The organism is Streptomyces sp. NPDC043726 (assembly GCF_056436565.1).
Genome location: NZ_JBWKCI010000002.1, coordinates 936,725 through 951,785, shown reverse-complemented (window position 1 = coordinate 951,785; position 15,061 = coordinate 936,725). Strand labels below are relative to the sequence as shown.

Annotated in this window: 9 protein-coding genes and 8 pseudogenes; 6 read left to right on the top strand and 11 right to left on the bottom strand. The window is 68.2% G+C overall.

The window, feature by feature from the left end; all coding sequences use genetic code 11:
• Window positions 1-217: 217 nt before the first annotated feature.
• Window positions 218-475 (bottom strand): annotated as a pseudogene (locus AC068Z_RS08950) (NF041680 family putative transposase); the annotation flags it as partial.
• A 1,191-nt stretch (window positions 476-1,666) separates the two neighbouring features.
• Here AC068Z_RS08950 and AC068Z_RS08945 point away from each other — a divergent pair.
• On the top strand, window positions 1,667-2,641 hold the full coding sequence (locus tag AC068Z_RS08945; protein WP_478553711.1) for an L-threonylcarbamoyladenylate synthase: 975 nt from the start codon (window positions 1,667-1,669) through the stop codon (window positions 2,639-2,641).
• 221 nt (window positions 2,642-2,862) lie between these two features.
• Here AC068Z_RS08945 and AC068Z_RS08940 read toward each other — a convergent pair.
• Window positions 2,863-3,220 (bottom strand): annotated as a pseudogene (locus tag AC068Z_RS08940) (carbonic anhydrase); the annotation flags it as partial.
• 7 nt (window positions 3,221-3,227) lie between these two features.
• On the opposite strand from AC068Z_RS08940, the pseudogene AC068Z_RS08935 reads away from it, so the two are divergent.
• Window positions 3,228-3,425: pseudogene (locus AC068Z_RS08935) on the top strand (UTRA domain-containing protein); the annotation flags it as partial.
• Between the two features lie 436 nt (window positions 3,426-3,861).
• On the opposite strand, the gene AC068Z_RS08930 reads toward AC068Z_RS08935, so the two are convergent.
• Window positions 3,862-4,623: a hypothetical protein gene (locus AC068Z_RS08930; RefSeq protein WP_478553709.1), complete on the bottom strand. Its 762-nt coding sequence runs from the start codon at window positions 4,621-4,623 to the stop codon at window positions 3,862-3,864.
• Window positions 4,624-4,831: 208 nt separating this feature from the next.
• Here AC068Z_RS08930 and AC068Z_RS08925 point away from each other — a divergent pair.
• Window positions 4,832-4,985: pseudogene (locus tag AC068Z_RS08925) on the top strand (IS5/IS1182 family transposase); the annotation flags it as partial.
• 84 nt (window positions 4,986-5,069) lie between these two features.
• Here the strand turns inward: AC068Z_RS08925 and AC068Z_RS08920 are convergent.
• The 3 genes and pseudogenes from AC068Z_RS08920 to AC068Z_RS08910 form a co-directional block, all read right to left on the bottom strand.
• A complete protein-coding gene (locus AC068Z_RS08920) occupies window positions 5,070-5,657 on the bottom strand; it encodes a transposase (protein WP_478553785.1) in 588 nt (195 codons plus the stop codon).
• Window positions 5,658-5,685: 28 nt separating this feature from the next.
• A pseudogene (locus AC068Z_RS08915) lies at window positions 5,686-5,751 on the bottom strand (hypothetical protein); the annotation flags it as partial.
• A gap of 209 nt (window positions 5,752-5,960) precedes the next feature.
• A pseudogene (locus AC068Z_RS08910) lies at window positions 5,961-6,026 on the bottom strand (hypothetical protein); the annotation flags it as partial.
• Window positions 6,027-6,223: 197 nt separating this feature from the next.
• On the opposite strand from AC068Z_RS08910, the gene AC068Z_RS08905 reads away from it, so the two are divergent.
• On the top strand, window positions 6,224-7,705 hold the full coding sequence (locus AC068Z_RS08905; RefSeq protein ID WP_478553707.1) for an FAD-dependent monooxygenase: 1,482 nt from the start codon (window positions 6,224-6,226) through the stop codon (window positions 7,703-7,705).
• Between the two features lie 1,024 nt (window positions 7,706-8,729).
• On the opposite strand, the gene AC068Z_RS08900 is transcribed toward AC068Z_RS08905, so the two are convergent.
• Together AC068Z_RS08900 and AC068Z_RS08895 are read right to left on the bottom strand one after the other, a co-directional pair.
• On the bottom strand, window positions 8,730-9,530 hold the full coding sequence (locus AC068Z_RS08900; RefSeq protein ID WP_478553705.1) for a hypothetical protein: 801 nt from the start codon (window positions 9,528-9,530) through the stop codon (window positions 8,730-8,732).
• Window positions 9,531-9,726: 196 nt separating this feature from the next.
• Window positions 9,727-10,035, bottom strand: a pseudogene (locus AC068Z_RS08895) (helix-turn-helix domain-containing protein); the annotation flags it as partial.
• 29 nt (window positions 10,036-10,064) lie between these two features.
• On the opposite strand from AC068Z_RS08895, the pseudogene tnpA reads away from it, so the two are divergent.
• Both tnpA and AC068Z_RS08885 read left to right on the top strand, forming a co-directional pair.
• Window positions 10,065-10,471, top strand: a pseudogene (gene tnpA / locus AC068Z_RS08890) (IS200/IS605 family transposase); the annotation flags it as partial.
• Between the two features lie 528 nt (window positions 10,472-10,999).
• A complete protein-coding gene (locus tag AC068Z_RS08885) occupies window positions 11,000-11,404 on the top strand; it encodes a type II toxin-antitoxin system PemK/MazF family toxin (RefSeq protein ID WP_478553703.1) in 405 nt (134 codons plus the stop codon).
• Window positions 11,405-11,657: 253 nt separating this feature from the next.
• Here the strand turns inward: AC068Z_RS08885 and AC068Z_RS08880 are convergent, their stop codons facing one another.
• The 3 genes from AC068Z_RS08880 to AC068Z_RS08870 all read right to left on the bottom strand — a co-directional run bounded on the left by AC068Z_RS08880 (window position 11,658) and on the right by AC068Z_RS08870 (window position 14,611).
• Entirely contained in the window at window positions 11,658-12,176 is a 519-nt protein-coding gene (locus tag AC068Z_RS08880; protein ID WP_478553702.1) for a DUF1203 domain-containing protein, read from the bottom strand.
• Window positions 12,177-12,314: 138 nt separating this feature from the next.
• Entirely contained in the window at window positions 12,315-12,731 is a 417-nt protein-coding gene (locus AC068Z_RS08875) for a MerR family transcriptional regulator (RefSeq protein WP_478553700.1), read from the bottom strand.
• A 1,268-nt stretch (window positions 12,732-13,999) separates the two neighbouring features.
• The gene (locus AC068Z_RS08870; RefSeq protein ID WP_478553698.1) at window positions 14,000-14,611 is read right to left on the bottom strand and encodes a restriction endonuclease; all 612 of its coding nucleotides are present in this window, start codon (window positions 14,609-14,611) and stop codon (window positions 14,000-14,002) included.
• Window positions 14,612-15,061: the final 450 nt, after the last annotated feature.

Here is a 15,061-nt window from a genome sequence, read left to right as displayed (position 1 = left end):
TTGCTTCAACTCCATCGGCCCGACGTAGTGACTCAAGCAGCCGCATCAGCTCAGACTGGGACAAGGCCATCGCGTGCTCCTCCGGTTGAACTGGCGGTTCACCATGGAGACTTGCGCGATGGCCTGCCCTTGTTCAGGGAGCATGCACCGCCAGCGGATGCACGCCCCGGGCAGACGCCCGCGCGTTCCGGAACGCTGCCCGGCTACACCACTTCATGGGACGCGATCTCGGTTTCGGCGCGCCGGCCGGGGAGCCGGTCTTCGCGCAGAGGTTCCTGAACCCTCTGCGAACGCGGGCGGGTGTGAGTCTGTTCGGCGGGGCCGGCTTATCCCAGGGGCGCCGGAGATCAGCGGCGAGCGGGCGGGCGAGCCGGAGCTGGGCGTAGGCAGCAATCACCAGCCACGTCCACCGGTCGGCCGCCTCAGGGTTTCGTAGCCGTGACCTGGTCCAGCCGAGCGTCTGCTTGAACAGGCGAACCACTCCCCCACCCCCACTTCCCGGCCCCCAGACCCCGTATCCGGCATTCCCTCCCCACCGCACACCATCACCCGCCGGGGCGGTGCAGGCCCGACCGCCGACGCCCTTCCAGTGCCGCCGGCACGCCGCCGCTGCAGCTGGCACCCGGCCTCCCGGCCATACGGACGGCGCCTACCCGCTTGTGCAGGACCGGCAGGTTTGGGTTTCCGACGGCGCGGATCTTGGGTGTGCTCCGCGATACTTCGCAACGGCATTGCGATTCAGGCCCATTGCCTCAGCGAGGACATGGTCGCCCAGTGGTTGCGGAGGCATTCGCCAGATCAGTTGCCCGAACAAGGCCCGAAACAGCCAACCGGTCGCGTAGGACAACTGCGCATAGGCGGGGTATCCCGCCTCCGAGACGTCATGAAGTTTGGCATGCTGCATCTGTTTCGCGCGTGGCCGGAGCCTTGCGGGAAACAGCCAACTCGCCGTAATCGTCAGCCGCACCGCTGCCCGCGACGGCTCGCGGGCGGCTGTGTGCGTCCCGTCGCCCGATGTGCCGGGAACCTGGCCAAACAGCTGGTCGAGTGCTCTTCGCAGCTGCTTCGCCTGGTACCGGAAGTACATATTGTCGCCAGGGTTGTCCGGTCCGGTCGGTTGGGACAGAGCGCGGAAGAAGCCCCCGTGGGACGTTCGGGAAAGCACTCGCGGTGGAGGCGCAGATCATGCTCGAGCCGGTCGAGAAGCCTGCGGACATACTGAAGCGACCGCAGGTCGGCGAAGGTATCGCCGTGGTCCAGGGCGCGGCGCAGCGCCTGGGTTCGGCGGATGGCGGGGGTGATCTGGTCGTAGTAAAGATGGATGATGCCGAAGTCCGCCAGCGCCAACCCGAAGCAGTCGGGTGGGCGCTGAACCGGGCTGTGCGCCGTATGCGGGACCGCTGTCCGCACCCTCACTGTGGGCCGCTCACGTGCACGTAGGGCCCTGACATGCGTAAAGCCTTTGTCTCTGCGGACGCCGGCCCTCACCCGCGCCGGCCTCATCAGGTTGGGCATCGCTCGCCGGGGCCGTGTCACCTTCGGCGGACGTCACTTCGCTGCGCTGCCGGGGGGCCGCACGGGCAGGCTGACACGCGGCGAATCGGACCGGTCGGCGATAGGTGAAGCAGCACGACGTCGTCGGCGTAGTGGGAGGATTGCGCGGGTGATGGCAAGAACCAGTGACATCGAGAAGGCGGCCGACGTGCTGCGCACCGGCGGCCTGGTGGCCCTCCCGACCGAGACCGTCTACGGACTCGGCGCCAACGCGGAGGACCCCGCCGCCGTCGCGCGTATCTTCCAGGTCAAAGAACGTCCACCCTCCCACCCGCTGATCGTCCATATCGGCAGCGCGGAGCAGCTGGTCGACTGGGTCCAGGACGTGCCGGCGACAGCGCGCCTGCTGGCGGAACACTTCTGGCCAGGGCCGCTCACACTGGTCCTGCGGCGCGGTTCCCGCGTACCCCTCGAAGCGACAGGTGGCTTGGAGACGGTGGCCGTCCGCGTGCCCGATCATCCCGTCGCCCTCGCGCTGCTGTCGGTCTTCGCCGGCGGTGTCACGGCCCCGTCCGCCAACCGCTTCGGCTCGGTCAGTCCCACCACGGCCGACCACGTCCGTGCGGAGCTCGGCGAGGCCGTCGACTTCGTCCTGGACGGCGGCCCTTGCGAGGTCGGCGTCGAGTCGACCATCGTCGACGTCACGGGGGAGGTCCCGAGCATCCTCAGGCCCGGCGGGGTGACCCGCGAGGACCTCGAAGCGGTGCTGGGGTGCCCGCTCGTGGTACCTGCGACGAGCCGTGTGCGGGTACCGGGCCAGCATCCGTCGCACTACGCACCCCGGGCACGGGTCATCCTCGTCGAACCGGAGAAGGTCATCGCCGAAGCAGAGCTTGCGCAGGAGTTGGGGCACCAGGTCGGCGTCCTTCTTCCTCCTTCCTTGGCCGGCGGCCCAGTGAAGGCGCACGTCGTGGTGGCGGTCCCCGCTTCGACGGCTGCCTACGCACGCGGGCTGTACGGGTTCCTGCGCGATCTCGACCGGCAGGGGTGCGACCTGATTGTCGCGTCCTTGCCGGTGGAGGAAGGGCTGGGACTAGCGATCGCCAACCGGCTACGCCGCGCCGCAGGGCCCCGGCCCACGCAGTGACCAGCACCCATGCCGTTCAGTGTGCCTGGCGAAGGGTCCAGCAGATTCGCGACCAACCGTGATGCGCCAGGCTGTGGGGCCGAAGGCCGTCCTTCCAAGACCGCCTTGGGGACGGTGGAGCGCCCTCACTGCTCCCGGACGCGGGTGCCGGGCGCAGTCGTGGCGGATTCGGCTGGGCGCTCTCCGGTCTGGCGGTGCACGATGGGTTGCCTGCCGGGCGGTCAGGACGCGGTGGGGACCGCCGCATCGAGGCCACGGGCCGCGACGGCTGTGCGCTGCCGTCCGCCAGGCGGTAGCACAGGCCCACGACGGCGGCCTCGCCAGCGGCGACCCTCTCGGCGAGTACCCGGGAACGGTCCACCAGCAGGTCGACGGTGTACCTAATGTGCTCGGTGGATCTCCTGCGCTCAACCAGCCCCGCGGCCCGCGTCGCCAGCACGCTGGGGGGTCACCCGCTCGACAACGTCGCGGACGTACCCGGTCGGCGTTGTTGTCCCCCAGCGCGGCGCACGCCGCGCCGACCGCACCGCACGAGTCGTGACGGAGCACCACGACCAGCGGGCAGCCCAGCGTCGAAAGCTGGCGGGAGCTCCCGCGTCCTGCACGCGCCTCTGAGGAACAGGCATCCCTGCTCGGTCTCAGTACCGGCGATCTGGTTCTGGCCATCGAGCGGACGTACTACGCGAGCGACGGCCGCGCTGTGGAGACCGCCGACATCGTCGTCGCGGACCGCAGTTGGGAAGTGGCCTATGAATACGCCGTCGACCCGCCCGAGCCCGCCTGACGATCCTCTTCGTGCGACGGCTGCGGGCCGAGCAGGGGTGTGAGCGCCATCCGCCGTTTGCCGCGCCGGCGGTAGTGGAGGGCGGCCAATCCGCCTGTCGGGCGGCTCTGCGGGGCTCGCTTCAACACCGGACGCAGGGCTGAGTCCTCGTGCGCGTCCGAGCCGTCGAACTCTGGGTGCCGACGGGCCTGCCCTGCATCCGGTGCCGTCGCGGTCCTCGTCGGCGCAGGCGCTGCACGCTCCACGCCGACAAGGGCTACCCCACTGCGGCAATGGCTGTCACCGCGAGGCATTCAGCACCGTGTTGCCCGCAAGGGCGTCGCACTTCCTCGGCTTCACCAGGTGCATCTCCACCCTCATCTGCTATCGCAGACTTACGAAACGACCTGGTAGTACGCCAACCCGGCAGTCACCGTCACGTAGGTGGACGCGGACATCAGTTCACAACGACATTGTCCCCGGACGACGCCGACGGTCCGGTGGTGGTGTTGCCGTAGTACACCCAGCGCCACGTACCCGTCTTCGAGGCCTTTACGGTTGTCCTGAGGTCGCCCGAGCTGTTCGCGTACACGTTCTTCACCGTCGTGTAGGAGGTGGCGCCGGAGGGCTTGAACTGCAGGCTGACCAGGCGGCCTCCGTAGGAGGCGTACTTCCTTGTCTCCCAGTTGGCCCGTGTGACCTTTCCGGTCACGGTGATGGACTTGTCCTTCGCCACCGGTTCGGGCGAGGCGTTGACGGTCAGGCGGGAGTTGCGCTTGACGTGAACCGTCAGACCCTCGTCGTCCGTGTCACCGCCGTCGCCCTTGAAGTACACCCGGGCCGCGACCTTCCAGGCCCCGGCCTCACTATTGCGCATGTCCCACACACTCGGGTCGAAATACATCGTCTCTTCGAAGTCGCAGACGCCCGAGCTCACCTTGATGCAGTCGCTCGTCTCGATGGCGTGCCACAGCTCGTCCCCACCGGTGCGGTACAGGTACACCGCTGGGTACTCCCAGGCCTGAGTGGTCGCCATCCGGAACGAGGCGGGCACCGCAACCTCGTTCGCCACACCGATCACGATCGGCTTGCCGTCGTTCACCTGGACACGCGTGAACGAGACACCGCCCTCGGCCGCCCCGGCCGGCGCCGCGGCCACGGCCGTGAACACCGCCGCCGCGCCACCGGCCACGACGACTCTCCAGAACTGCTTCCCCACCTGATCCCCAATCTCCGTACGCAATACAGCCGGAGGTATATACCTCCAGCGCCCTACAGACAGCCGGCATTCGCACGGGGTTGTGCACCCGCGCATCACAATGCGGTCTCGGACAATCCCCGCCCGAGTTCGGCGTGTCCGGGCACTCGGCACACGGTGGGGGTGGCGGAGACGTGCGAGCCGTGCTGTTCCATCCGCTGGACCCGCCGCCATACCTCCGATCCGGTGCCCGTCGCGGTCCTCGTCGGGGTAGGCCCGGAAAGCTCCACGCCGACACGGCTTACGACCACCGCCACCTGCGGCAATGGCTGTCACAGCGGGGCATCCAGCACCGTGTTGCCCGCAAGGGCGTCGATAGCTCGTAGAGGTCCTACTGAGCTTTCCGGAGGGTTGTCGTCGGTGTCAGTTGCCTGGCGGTGACAGGCCGGTGCCGGTCAGGCAAGCGTCTACGAGGTGAGGTGTGCGTTGGATGCGGCGCATGCCGGTGCGGACAGCCGCGACCAGGTGATCGCGGCCGGTAAGGACGACATTGGCGGTGGTGGAGCGTCGCGTGGCCAGATGCCTTCGACCGGGTTGAGGTCGGGAGCGTAGGTGGGCAGCTGGATGATGGTGAGCCAGTCCTGTCCGGCCGCCCGTTGGCGTAACGCCGCGCTTCGGTGGACGTTGAGGTTGTCCCAGATCACTACCACGGCGCCGCCGAACTGGAGGTGAGCCCCCACGATCAGGTTTCGGTAGTCCTGCCAGGTGAAGCCACGGTGATCACCTCGCAGGTGTCCTTGGACGCGCGGCCGGTAGATCAGCCGACTGCCTGCGCCGGGCTCGTAGCAGCCCAGGGCAGCCAGCGTGATGCGTCCCCGTGAGCCCCCGTTGAAGCGGACGGTGGGAGTGCGCCCGCGAGGTGCCCAGGTGTGGCTGCGGTGCGACGTCATCGAGACGGCGGCCTCGTCCTCGGAGACGAGCCAGGCCCCGAGCGCCGCGGCAGTGGCTTGCCGACGGCCATGCCTCCTTGATCCATCCCGCGACGGCAGCGTCATTGCGCTCGATTGCCCTCCGTGTCGACTGCTGGCATGACCAGCCGTCACAGCGCAGCAGTTCCCACATCCCCCGGACCGACAAGTCGATTCCCACCAGGTCAGCGAGGAGCACCTGAATGCGTGACAGGGTCCACCGCTCGTCCGGCCATCCGTGGAAGAACGACCCTTTGAGCAGCTCCGCCTCGAGCGTGGCGAAGTCCTCCTCGCCGACCTTTCGGGCCTTGGGCGCGGCCCGGAACAGTGCAGGCCGTCTCTGCCGCCACTGCGCCAGGACCGCCCCCAGCGTTCCACCGACTGAAGGCTTACGCGCAGGTCCGCGGCGATGACGGAGTTCGTCTCACCGCGCTCGAACGCATCGGCAGCCAACATGCGGATCCGCTCCAGTGCCGCCTGTTCATGAGGCCGGAGCCCGCCCCCTTGCGCAGACCGCATACCGTCGGCCTACCGCCAAACTGACCCGACGTCACCCCCGACAACCCTCCGAAAGGTCAGTAGGACGTAATCGACGGCTCATCCTGACGAGCCGAAGTCAGTAGCATTTGGCGGACCGAATCGGGGAGGGTGACATGCCGCACGTTGTTGACGCCGAGGTAGTGGTGGTGGGCGGCGGCCCCGTCGGAATGCTCGTCGCCGCCGAACTCGGGCTGCTGGGCACCAATGTGATCGTCCTGGAGACGCGAGCGGCGGTCTCGGACCGCCCGAAGGCCAACACTCTGCACGCCCGCGCCGTGCAGAGTCTGGCCAGGCGCGGCTATCTGGACGCGATGGCGGGCCTGCCGGACGCGGCGGAAGCGGCTCCGCAGCCGTTCCACTTCGCCGGGATACAGGGCCTGCAGATATCCGCCCCCGAGGACGAGCCGTCCCCCATCCTCAAACTCGCGCAGGCGGAACTGGAACGCGCATTGGAACAGCGCGCGTTGGCGCACGGAGTCACGGTGCTGCGCTCCCACGAGGTCACGCAGGTCTCACACAGCCCAGACGGTGTCCAGCTTGTGGCCAACACACCGCACGGCACCAAGTCCTTCTCGGCGCTCTACCTGGTGGGAGCCGACGGCAGTGCCAGCCAGGTGCGCGAGCAGGCGGGCTTCGCTACAGACACGCGCCCGGCCACCGTCTCCGCACTGATGGGGCAGGTTCGGTTCGCGGCCCCGGACACCGCGCCGCGTGGCTGGCAACGCACCCGCCGCGGCTGGGTGGCGTGCCGGACCGAGTCCGACGGAACCGGGGTGATCCGCACACTGAACTTCGATGAGCCCGCCGACTGGCGCGCCCGGCCGACACTCGACGAGCTGCGAACCGAGGTCTGCCGCATCCTCGGACGCGATGTTCCAATGACCGAGGCCCTGTTCCTGAGCAGATTCAGCGATTACACCCGGGTCGCGCGCGACTTCCGCCTCGGTCGCGTCTTCCTCGCCGGAGACGCCGCGCACATCCATTTTCCCATCGGGGGCCAGGGCCTGAGCACGGGAATCGACGACGGTTTCAACCTCGCGTGGAAGCTCGCGCATGCGGTGCGCACGGGCTCGGGTGACCGGCTGCTCGACACCTACGACCTTGAGCGCCGCCCCGTCATCGAACAGGTCGTGCGCAACACCCGTGCACAGCTGGCCCTGATGCGCCCCGCCCCCGAACTCGACCCGTTGCGCGAGCTGTTCGCGCGCATCCTGCCCCTCGGGGAGGTCAGCGCGCTCATCGGTGGTGACGTGAGCGCGCAGGAGACGGTTTACTCCGCCGGCCTGGACAGCGCCTGCGCGTGGACCGGCCGGTTCCTGCCCAACCAGCTCTTCAAGACGGACCGCGGCGTCGAGGACGTCACGGAGCTGCTGCGTGCGGGGCGCCCGCTGATGCTGTACCACGCCGAGTCGGGGCAGCGCCATGCGTCGGTGGCGCAGGGCTGGGCCCACCTGCTCCGGACGGTCCCGGTGCACGGGCGGCGTCCCCTGTCGCGGGAAGCCCTGCTCGTCCGCCCCGACGGCTACATCGCCTGGACGTCCGAGAGCGAGGATCTCGCGGTCCTCCTGCGCACTTGGTTCGGTCAGCCTTGCTGATCAGGCTGGAGAAGTTTTCTCCCGGGGGCAGGGGGCTGATGTGAGGCCGGGTCCTGCGGCGGCTGCTGTCTCTGGACGCCAGGAACTGCCCGCGCGCGGCTGGTGACGGATCGCATCGAGTGGTGTTCAGGACGGTGCATACGGGTGAAGCGGGAGACGGGGAGCAGGTCGGTCTCGATGCTGCCGGCGCCGAGCGACTACGAACGGACCCACCTGGCCACCCTCGCCGAGGGTCTGGCCGCATAGATCGTCTCCACGCTGCGAGGGGATCGACCCACTCAAGAGCCACCGTCAGCGTGAGCCGCACGGGAGACTCCTCACGGCGTTCAGTCATGGTCCTTGCATACGGACAAGCCAGGCCACACTCCCGCCCCAGGGCGACCTGAAGGCGTGCCAATGCCCCCCTCGCCGGGCAGCACCATCCCGCGGAGCAGCCAGCTGATGGCCTCGTGGGAGACCCCACGCACGGTCTCCCAGTGCGCGCAAGCCGATCCCCCAACGGCGGCTCCGCGGCGGCGGGTATTCCCCAGACTCTCGCCCCGCCCTCGCCTTGCCTGGTGGAGCAGCTGTCCCGCGGCAGCACCGGCTGAACCCACGAGCTGAACCGGGATCTGCTCCGGAATCCGATGCCTTGGAGCGGTCACTGGTTCACCTGCGTCCCGCGCGAGGTCACTGTGCCTGTACCCCCGCTGACCGGCCTGCCTGCAGCGCTGGTCCCCAGCAGCGTCCGTCTCCGCGGTCACCCGCCTTCCGCCAGAACAGGCCAGCCCGGGCAACTCCCCGAACTCACCACGCATCACTGGTCAGTTGATTCCTGCACCACGTCAGAGACATGACCTCCGGCGAGGACGCCTCGCGCATACGCACCGGCACCGCACCCGTGGGTGGTCGAACGCGCCTTCACCGGGCTGCACCACCCAAACAGCTTCGCACCCGCTACAGGCGACACGCTGATCTCCACCAGGGCCTGCTCGAACCGGCCTGCAGCCTCCTATGCCTGCGCACGTCGTCCTGAAACGACCAGTTAGCCGCGTTGGAAGCCGTCGACGGCCATGTAGATGTTGAAGGCGAAGAGCGAAATGGCCACGAGGAGGCACGCCAGACAGAACAGAGTGCGGAACACCTTGCGAATCCACGAGTACGCGGCGAACGCTTCGCCGCCGGCCCTGTCCGGGTGGTAGGCGATCCGTCTGGTCGGGGCGTTGCCCGCGACGGCGGCTGTGCGGGTCGTGCCATGCAGGTCGGTGTAGGCATAGTTACGGGGGCCGCGGTACACCGCCTCGACGGTGATGCCGTACCTGGGCAGGTACCACTCGTAGAACGGCATCCTCATCCCGTAGAGACCAAGCACGAGGATTGCCAGTGTCAAGGGGTTGACGAACAGGAAGAGGAGCGCGAGGAAGCCCGAGCCCACCATCGTCATGGCAACGGCCACCCCGACGGTCACGAGGCCTATGACCCACGCACCAACCTTGAGCGTGCGCCAGTAAGCCGCGTCCTCGGACTGCGTCGGCGTGCCCTCGGTGACGATGGCCGCGCCGTCGGCCTCCCGGTCTTCGGGCAAGCGTTCGGTGACCGCGTCGGCGAACACCGTGGCCGCCACCGCGCTCACGTCTCGTACCCAGAACACGGTGGGAGTTGTACCCGCCAGGGCGGTGAGCTCCACGGCGAGGGCACGGCCTTCCGCACGGACCTGGCGGACGGCCCGGAGCGGAATCCGCTTCTCCTTGCGCCCCCGGCGCAGGACAAGTGTTGTCTCCTCGGCCTGGAGGGTGGTTCCGCCGGAGCCGTCGAGAACGGGTATGGGTGAGGTGGTGGAGGACATGAGCGTTGATCTTGACGTGCTCCTGGCCTAAAGTCCAGGGATTTCGGCCTGGGTCGTCTGACCCTTCCGGGGGCTTCCTGCTTCACCGCGCTGTGCGGGCACGGGTGCCCGTCTTACCGGCGCTCCACAGGCGTTTAGCGTCTCCGCCCGTCCGGCGGCGACGATTCGGCGTCCTTCGAAGAGAACGTTGCGGGCTGCGTTGTGGTCGCGGTCGTGCACGGCTGTCGAAGAAGTTTTTGTAGGCGGTGTCCAGGTCCCGCAGGGACTGTTGCAGGACGACCCCCGAGACGTCGGCGAGCCAGGCGCGCTCGGCGGTGCGCTTGGCCTGGGTGATGCGAAGCCGGGACAGGTCCGCCGATTTCACATACGGCAGCCCTGCCGCGTGCGCTTCCTTCCGGTCGCGCAGGCAGTCGTTCCACACCACGCGAGCGCACCCGAACGCCCGCGCCAGCGCACGTTGCTGGGAGGTGTCCGGGTAGGCCCGGTAGTTGTAGCGGAGCTGCACGACCCGAGATCCTAGTAACGATGTGCCTCATGGATGCGCAAAGCGTTTCCCGGCTTGGCAGACATATTGTTTCGGCGATGCATGTCCACTTGGTGTCCGTGAGGAAGTACCGGCGCGGGGTGTTCAACGACGACATGCTGACGCGCTGCGAAGAGATCATGCGCAAGGTGTGCGAGGACTTCGAAGCGGAACGGAACTGAGGGAGTTCAACGGCGAACGCGATCACGTCCACCTCCTGGTGCACTACCCGCCCAAGGTCGCCGTCCCGAAGCTGGTCCACAGCCTCAAGGGCGTCTCCGCCCGCCGGATACTGCAGGAGTTCATCGGCGACACCAACCGCGCCATCCTGCACGGGAACCTGTGGTCACCCTCGTACTTCTCCGCGTCGTGCGGCGGAGCACCGTTGGCGATCGTCCGCCAGTACATCGAGCAGCAAAACGTCCGCTTTAAGCGCACGTCAGAGCAGTCTTGCGATGCATTCATCCCCGGCGTGAACGCCAGGGCTTTCTGCAAGAGTCCCGGTAAAGGGCGAAGGTCCAGGGGCCAGGGTACCTTGCGGGCCTGCGAAGTCCCACGGCATGAGGACTCCATTCAGGAACAGCTCGATCGCGTCGCCGCCTCATTCTGAAACGATCAGCTACTGCTCTTTTCGTACGTTGACGGCGCAGCCTGGGAGCTTCTGCGGCCGCTCGCCTTCCTCGCCCCCCGACCATGCGCCCCTGGCCCTCCTCACCGCCGCCCGTCCGGTCCCCCACTGTCCGCGAAGCGTTCGGGGACCGACTGGGTCTACGCTGTGGCCAGCGAGCACCTGATGAACTTCGGTCTTCACACACCGATGATCAGCGGTGGCCGTACCCGCCTTGACCACCCGTCGGTCACGACATGCGACGACGGGACCCTATCCCCTGCGTGTCCCGCTCGGGACACCCAGCGTTCGCCCGCCGTGTCGGGCCAGGAGGACCACATGGAACGCGGCGAAGTCTGGTGGGTCGACTTCGATGAGCGACGCCCGGTCGTGCTGCTGTCGGATGACGAGTCATCCGGTTTCGCAGCGATACAGGTCGTTGCTCCAGCGGGCGTCGACATGAGCGGTCTGGGTGTCGAAGTGGCGATTGGCCCCCTGGAAGGACTGCCCTACGAAGGTGTGCTGCGGTTCGCGTTCCGGCGTCCAGGCATTACCCCTTGCACCTGGCTGACCACCGTGGCTCGCGACGACCTGATCGAGCGGGCGGGCGTGTTGTCCTCCGCGAAGCTCAGCGAGGTTGAAGAAGCCCTTCGTGCCGCCGGCCAGAAGAGGGAGTGGACCGCGACGACGGCTGCCAGGCTCCACGCGATCAAAAATGCCCACCGTCTCGGAGGACTCGAGTAGGCGACGCCTCTGCTGACCAGCTCGACCTCACCGACGACCGGCGGCGGCCCCCTCTCCAGTCAGTTAGCGGAGCGATCCCGACAGCCCGGCGCCAGGGAGTCAGATGTGGTGATGCCTTCGGCAGGTCGTCGGCCTTCAGCAAGAGTGCGGTGGCGTGGGAGTCCAACTCTGTCTTCGCACAGCTGCGTTGGGCTCCCTTTCCCTTGCGCGCACTGACGATCCCTTGCAGCCCGATCGCCTAGTCGGCACGCGGCTACTCCTCCTCGGCGGAGGGCCGTCGTACCTCGAAGTGGAAGCATCCGTATTCCAGTGCCCGGACGTGCACGAGCGCCACGTGCGGGTCGTTGAACGCATCGTCGAAGGCTGCATCGAAGCCGGCCGTGGAATCGGCCGGGATCTCCAGGAAACGGCCCCCGTCGATATGGCCTCGGGCGTCATAGCGGCGCACGGTACGCAGCGCGCCCGGCCGAGCGAAGGGGTAGTTCTCGCCAGGGGTGAACCCGCCGCAGTCGTCCGCGTGGATGAAGACGGGGCCCTGTTCGTCGTAGGCGCCCGGATCTGCTCCCCTGGTGGCGGCCCAGCGGCGCAACGGGGCGTACGAAACAAGGGCAATCCGCTCGCCGAGCGTGATGGGGCGCAGACAGCAGCGCAGCGGGGAACCCACGTCGTCGTGGGTGGCGATGTACGGGGCGCAAGGACGGCCCGCGTCGTCGGCGACCCGCAGTTCCGCAAGGGCGGATGTGTCAACGGGGAGCACGGTGTACCTGGTCATGTGCCCATGCTGGATGGACACAGGTGAACCTGCTGGCAGGAAACGGACGTCGCGTTGGCGCATGCCCATGCAGAGGATGGCCAGAAACGCCACGCCGCTGAACGCAGGCTGGCTGCTACGGCCGCCCCTTGGAATCGATCACTTAGGGGTGGGGGGCGGAGCGTTCTGCTCCAGGCGGGCGTCCAGGGTGGCGGCGAAGTCCTCGGCCCTGGCCAGCTGGACCCTTAGCTTCTCCACCTGCTCGGCAGCGGCCTGCTGGTAGGTCCGTACGCGTTCCAGGAGGGCTTCGCGCTCGTCGGGGGTGAGGCTGGTGCCGGCGTCGAGGCGGTCGGTGGCGTCCAGCAGGTCGCGCATCTGGTCGAGGGTGAAACCGAGGGGCTTCATACGGCGGATGCCCATGAGGCGGGCGACGTCGGCTTCGGCGTAGAGACGGAAGCCCCCCTGCGAGCGGGCGGACGGTACGACCAGGCCGGTCTCCTCGTAGTGCCGGATGGTGCGCAGAGACAGCTCCGTGCGCGCGGCGACCTCGCCGATCTGCATGTGCGTGCTGTCCATGCCCGTGATCCTCTGAACCTTCTCGTCGTCGGCGGTCTCATCCCTGGGTGGGCACCGCCGATCTCTACTCTAACGTTAGGGTAGAGTTGCTGGTGATGTGAGGGTGGCGTGCCGCTGCCCCGCCGTTGCCGTGTCGGGGCCGATGGTGCCCTCGGCGAAAATCCGATTCTTGTAGGAGAGCAGCGTGGCCGAGCCCGTCACGCCCGGCGCTGCCGCCTGCCCGCCGTGAGACGTCGCCCCCGGACGTGAGGTAAGGCTGCGCTCTCGCGCACCGCCCCGGCAGCGGGTGAACCGGGCACCTCCGGCAAGGTGCGAGCGACCGCGTCGACGCCGGGGCGCATACCGAAATTCGGCTGTCCTCAGGTAGGAGCGCCGGGCCCGGCCAGCGTCCTCGCACGGGGCCAGCAACGGCGTCCCGGCCGGGGCCCTGCGGCCGGTGGGAAGAACAGCAGCAGCGGCTGCACCAAGAAGCCCTTCACCTCTGACCGTCTGCTCGCCCGGATCCTCACCCACGACGAACGCACTGCTGCGTTGCTCGGGACCTCGGGACCTTGGGACCTTGGGACCTTGGGACCTTGGGACCTTGGGATGAACACAGTAGAACTGCGGGCCGCGGTGAGCCCGGCAGTCAGGGCACCAGGACACGCTCAGGGCATCACTTGATCACACTCTTCCCTTCGCGGCGGGCTACGCCCAGGCGACAAGGGCATCCACTGGGGCCGACACACCCTCGAAGCGGCGGCCTGACCAACCCGACGTACCTACACAGTCAGAAATCTGGAGGGGGTGAAGCCCGCGCGGCACTCCAGGAGCTCCGGGTCAAGCCGCAGGGCTGTGCCCGAGCGGCGGACAGCTTCCAGCGCGTGCGAGGCATGTGCCCCTGGCCGAATAGGGTGATCACATGCAGCTGCTTCTGATGCCTCCGCCGCCCGCCGTTTAAGGGGGGCGGTCATGCAGAGCCATCCCGGCGGGGCTGCATGATCACGCCGACAGGCTGTCATGGGGCACGGTCATCAGTCACAGCTTTGGCCGAGCGGTCGGTGACGAGAGCGGGCACACGCCGCCAGATGGCCCCACGTGCGGCACTTGGCAGGTCTGATGATGGGCAACTGGGCGCCGTAGGCCCAGGCGCCGCCGCCGCCGGTGTAGGTGTAGGTGGAGGTGGGCCCCTTCAGCGGTGCGCCGCCGGTTGAGGGGGACCCGGCAAAGGTGCCGGGTCCCCCTCAACCATGGGCCGCCGCCCAACCAGAAGGTGGGCCAAGGCTTATTCATCCCAGAGGTGTTGAGCGGCGCGGAGGCGGCATGGCCCGCAGTAGCTCCCACAGCGGGCGCGAGCCCGCCGCCCAGGCGCCGAGCGTGTCACGGTCCACCACGTGCAGCCGCTGCTGCTCGGCGAAGACCACGGCCGGCGCAGTCACCCGCCCGTTCGTCACGATCACCGCGACGTCCGCCCCATGCACCTGCCGCGCCGTGCCGTTGAGCACCTGCAAGTCCGGGGTGCCGACCGCAGACCCGCGCGCTCCGCTACGGCGGTGCTTGCACTGGATCACCCAGCGGCGCCCGTACGGATCGGTCGCCTTCACATCCGCACCAAGGTCGCCGCGGCCCCCGACCCGCACCGCATCCAGGCAGCCGTCCCGCCGCATCAGATCCCGCACTGCGTCCTCGAACCCGCTGTGATGCAGCGCGTCCAGGCGCGGCAGGCCGTAGCGCAGGCCCCGAGCCCGGACCGCATCCCAGCGCGCCTGCTGCTGCCGCTGATACGCCCAGCCGACACCGCCCAGGCACGCGAGCACCACGGCGATGACAAGCACCCACCAGTGAGCCAGCAGCCAGTTGACCACCATCACGACCAGCCCGATGACGACAGCCGCCGCCACGAGTAACGCAACCAGCTCCGCCTCAGCTGGCCTCCTGCTGCGCCGGCGAGATCGCCGCCTGGCCGGCGGCCGCCGGCCCGTCACTGGTCACCGCCGTGGCGATCCCACGGGATCGGATATGACACGGTGGGCTGCGGCTCCTGCTCCACCGCGGTCGTGCTCTCGAACTCAACCGGGTAGCGCACGGTTGACCCTCGTTGAGGAGTCGTCCCACCGCCGGTCTCGGCCCCACCTCCGCCCATGCCGACGACCGCTAACGCCACCACGGCTAAGATCGTCATTTCCCGGCGTGCGCCCGGAGCCCACCGCGAATACCCGCGAACCGGCGTTCCGTCGGAACGCACGTAATCCCGTTCCCAAGGCATTGATGCCTCCCCCTCGCACTGAATCCCCGCACAACTGCCCATGGTGACAACGGCCACTGACAACCGGTCAGGGCAAGATCAGGGG

Coding starts and splice junctions, on each gene's coding strand:
- AC068Z_RS08880 (WP_478553702.1), bottom strand. CDS start 12,176: ATGACCAGGTACACCGTGCTCCCCGTTGACACATCCGCCCTTGCGGAA.
- AC068Z_RS08875 (WP_478553700.1), bottom strand. CDS start 12,731: ATGGACAGCACGCACATGCAGATCGGCGAGGTCGCCGCGCGCACGGAG.
- AC068Z_RS08885 (WP_478553703.1), top strand. CDS start 11,000: ATGGAACGCGGCGAAGTCTGGTGGGTCGACTTCGATGAGCGACGCCCG.
- AC068Z_RS08945 (WP_478553711.1), top strand. CDS start 1,667: ATGGCAAGAACCAGTGACATCGAGAAGGCGGCCGACGTGCTGCGCACC.
- AC068Z_RS08900 (WP_478553705.1), bottom strand. CDS start 9,530: ATGTCCTCCACCACCTCACCCATACCCGTTCTCGACGGCTCCGGCGGA.
- AC068Z_RS08920 (WP_478553785.1), bottom strand. CDS start 5,657: ATGACGCTGCCGTCGCGGGATGGATCAAGGAGGCATGGCCGTCGGCAA.
- AC068Z_RS08905 (WP_478553707.1), top strand. CDS start 6,224: ATGCCGCACGTTGTTGACGCCGAGGTAGTGGTGGTGGGCGGCGGCCCC.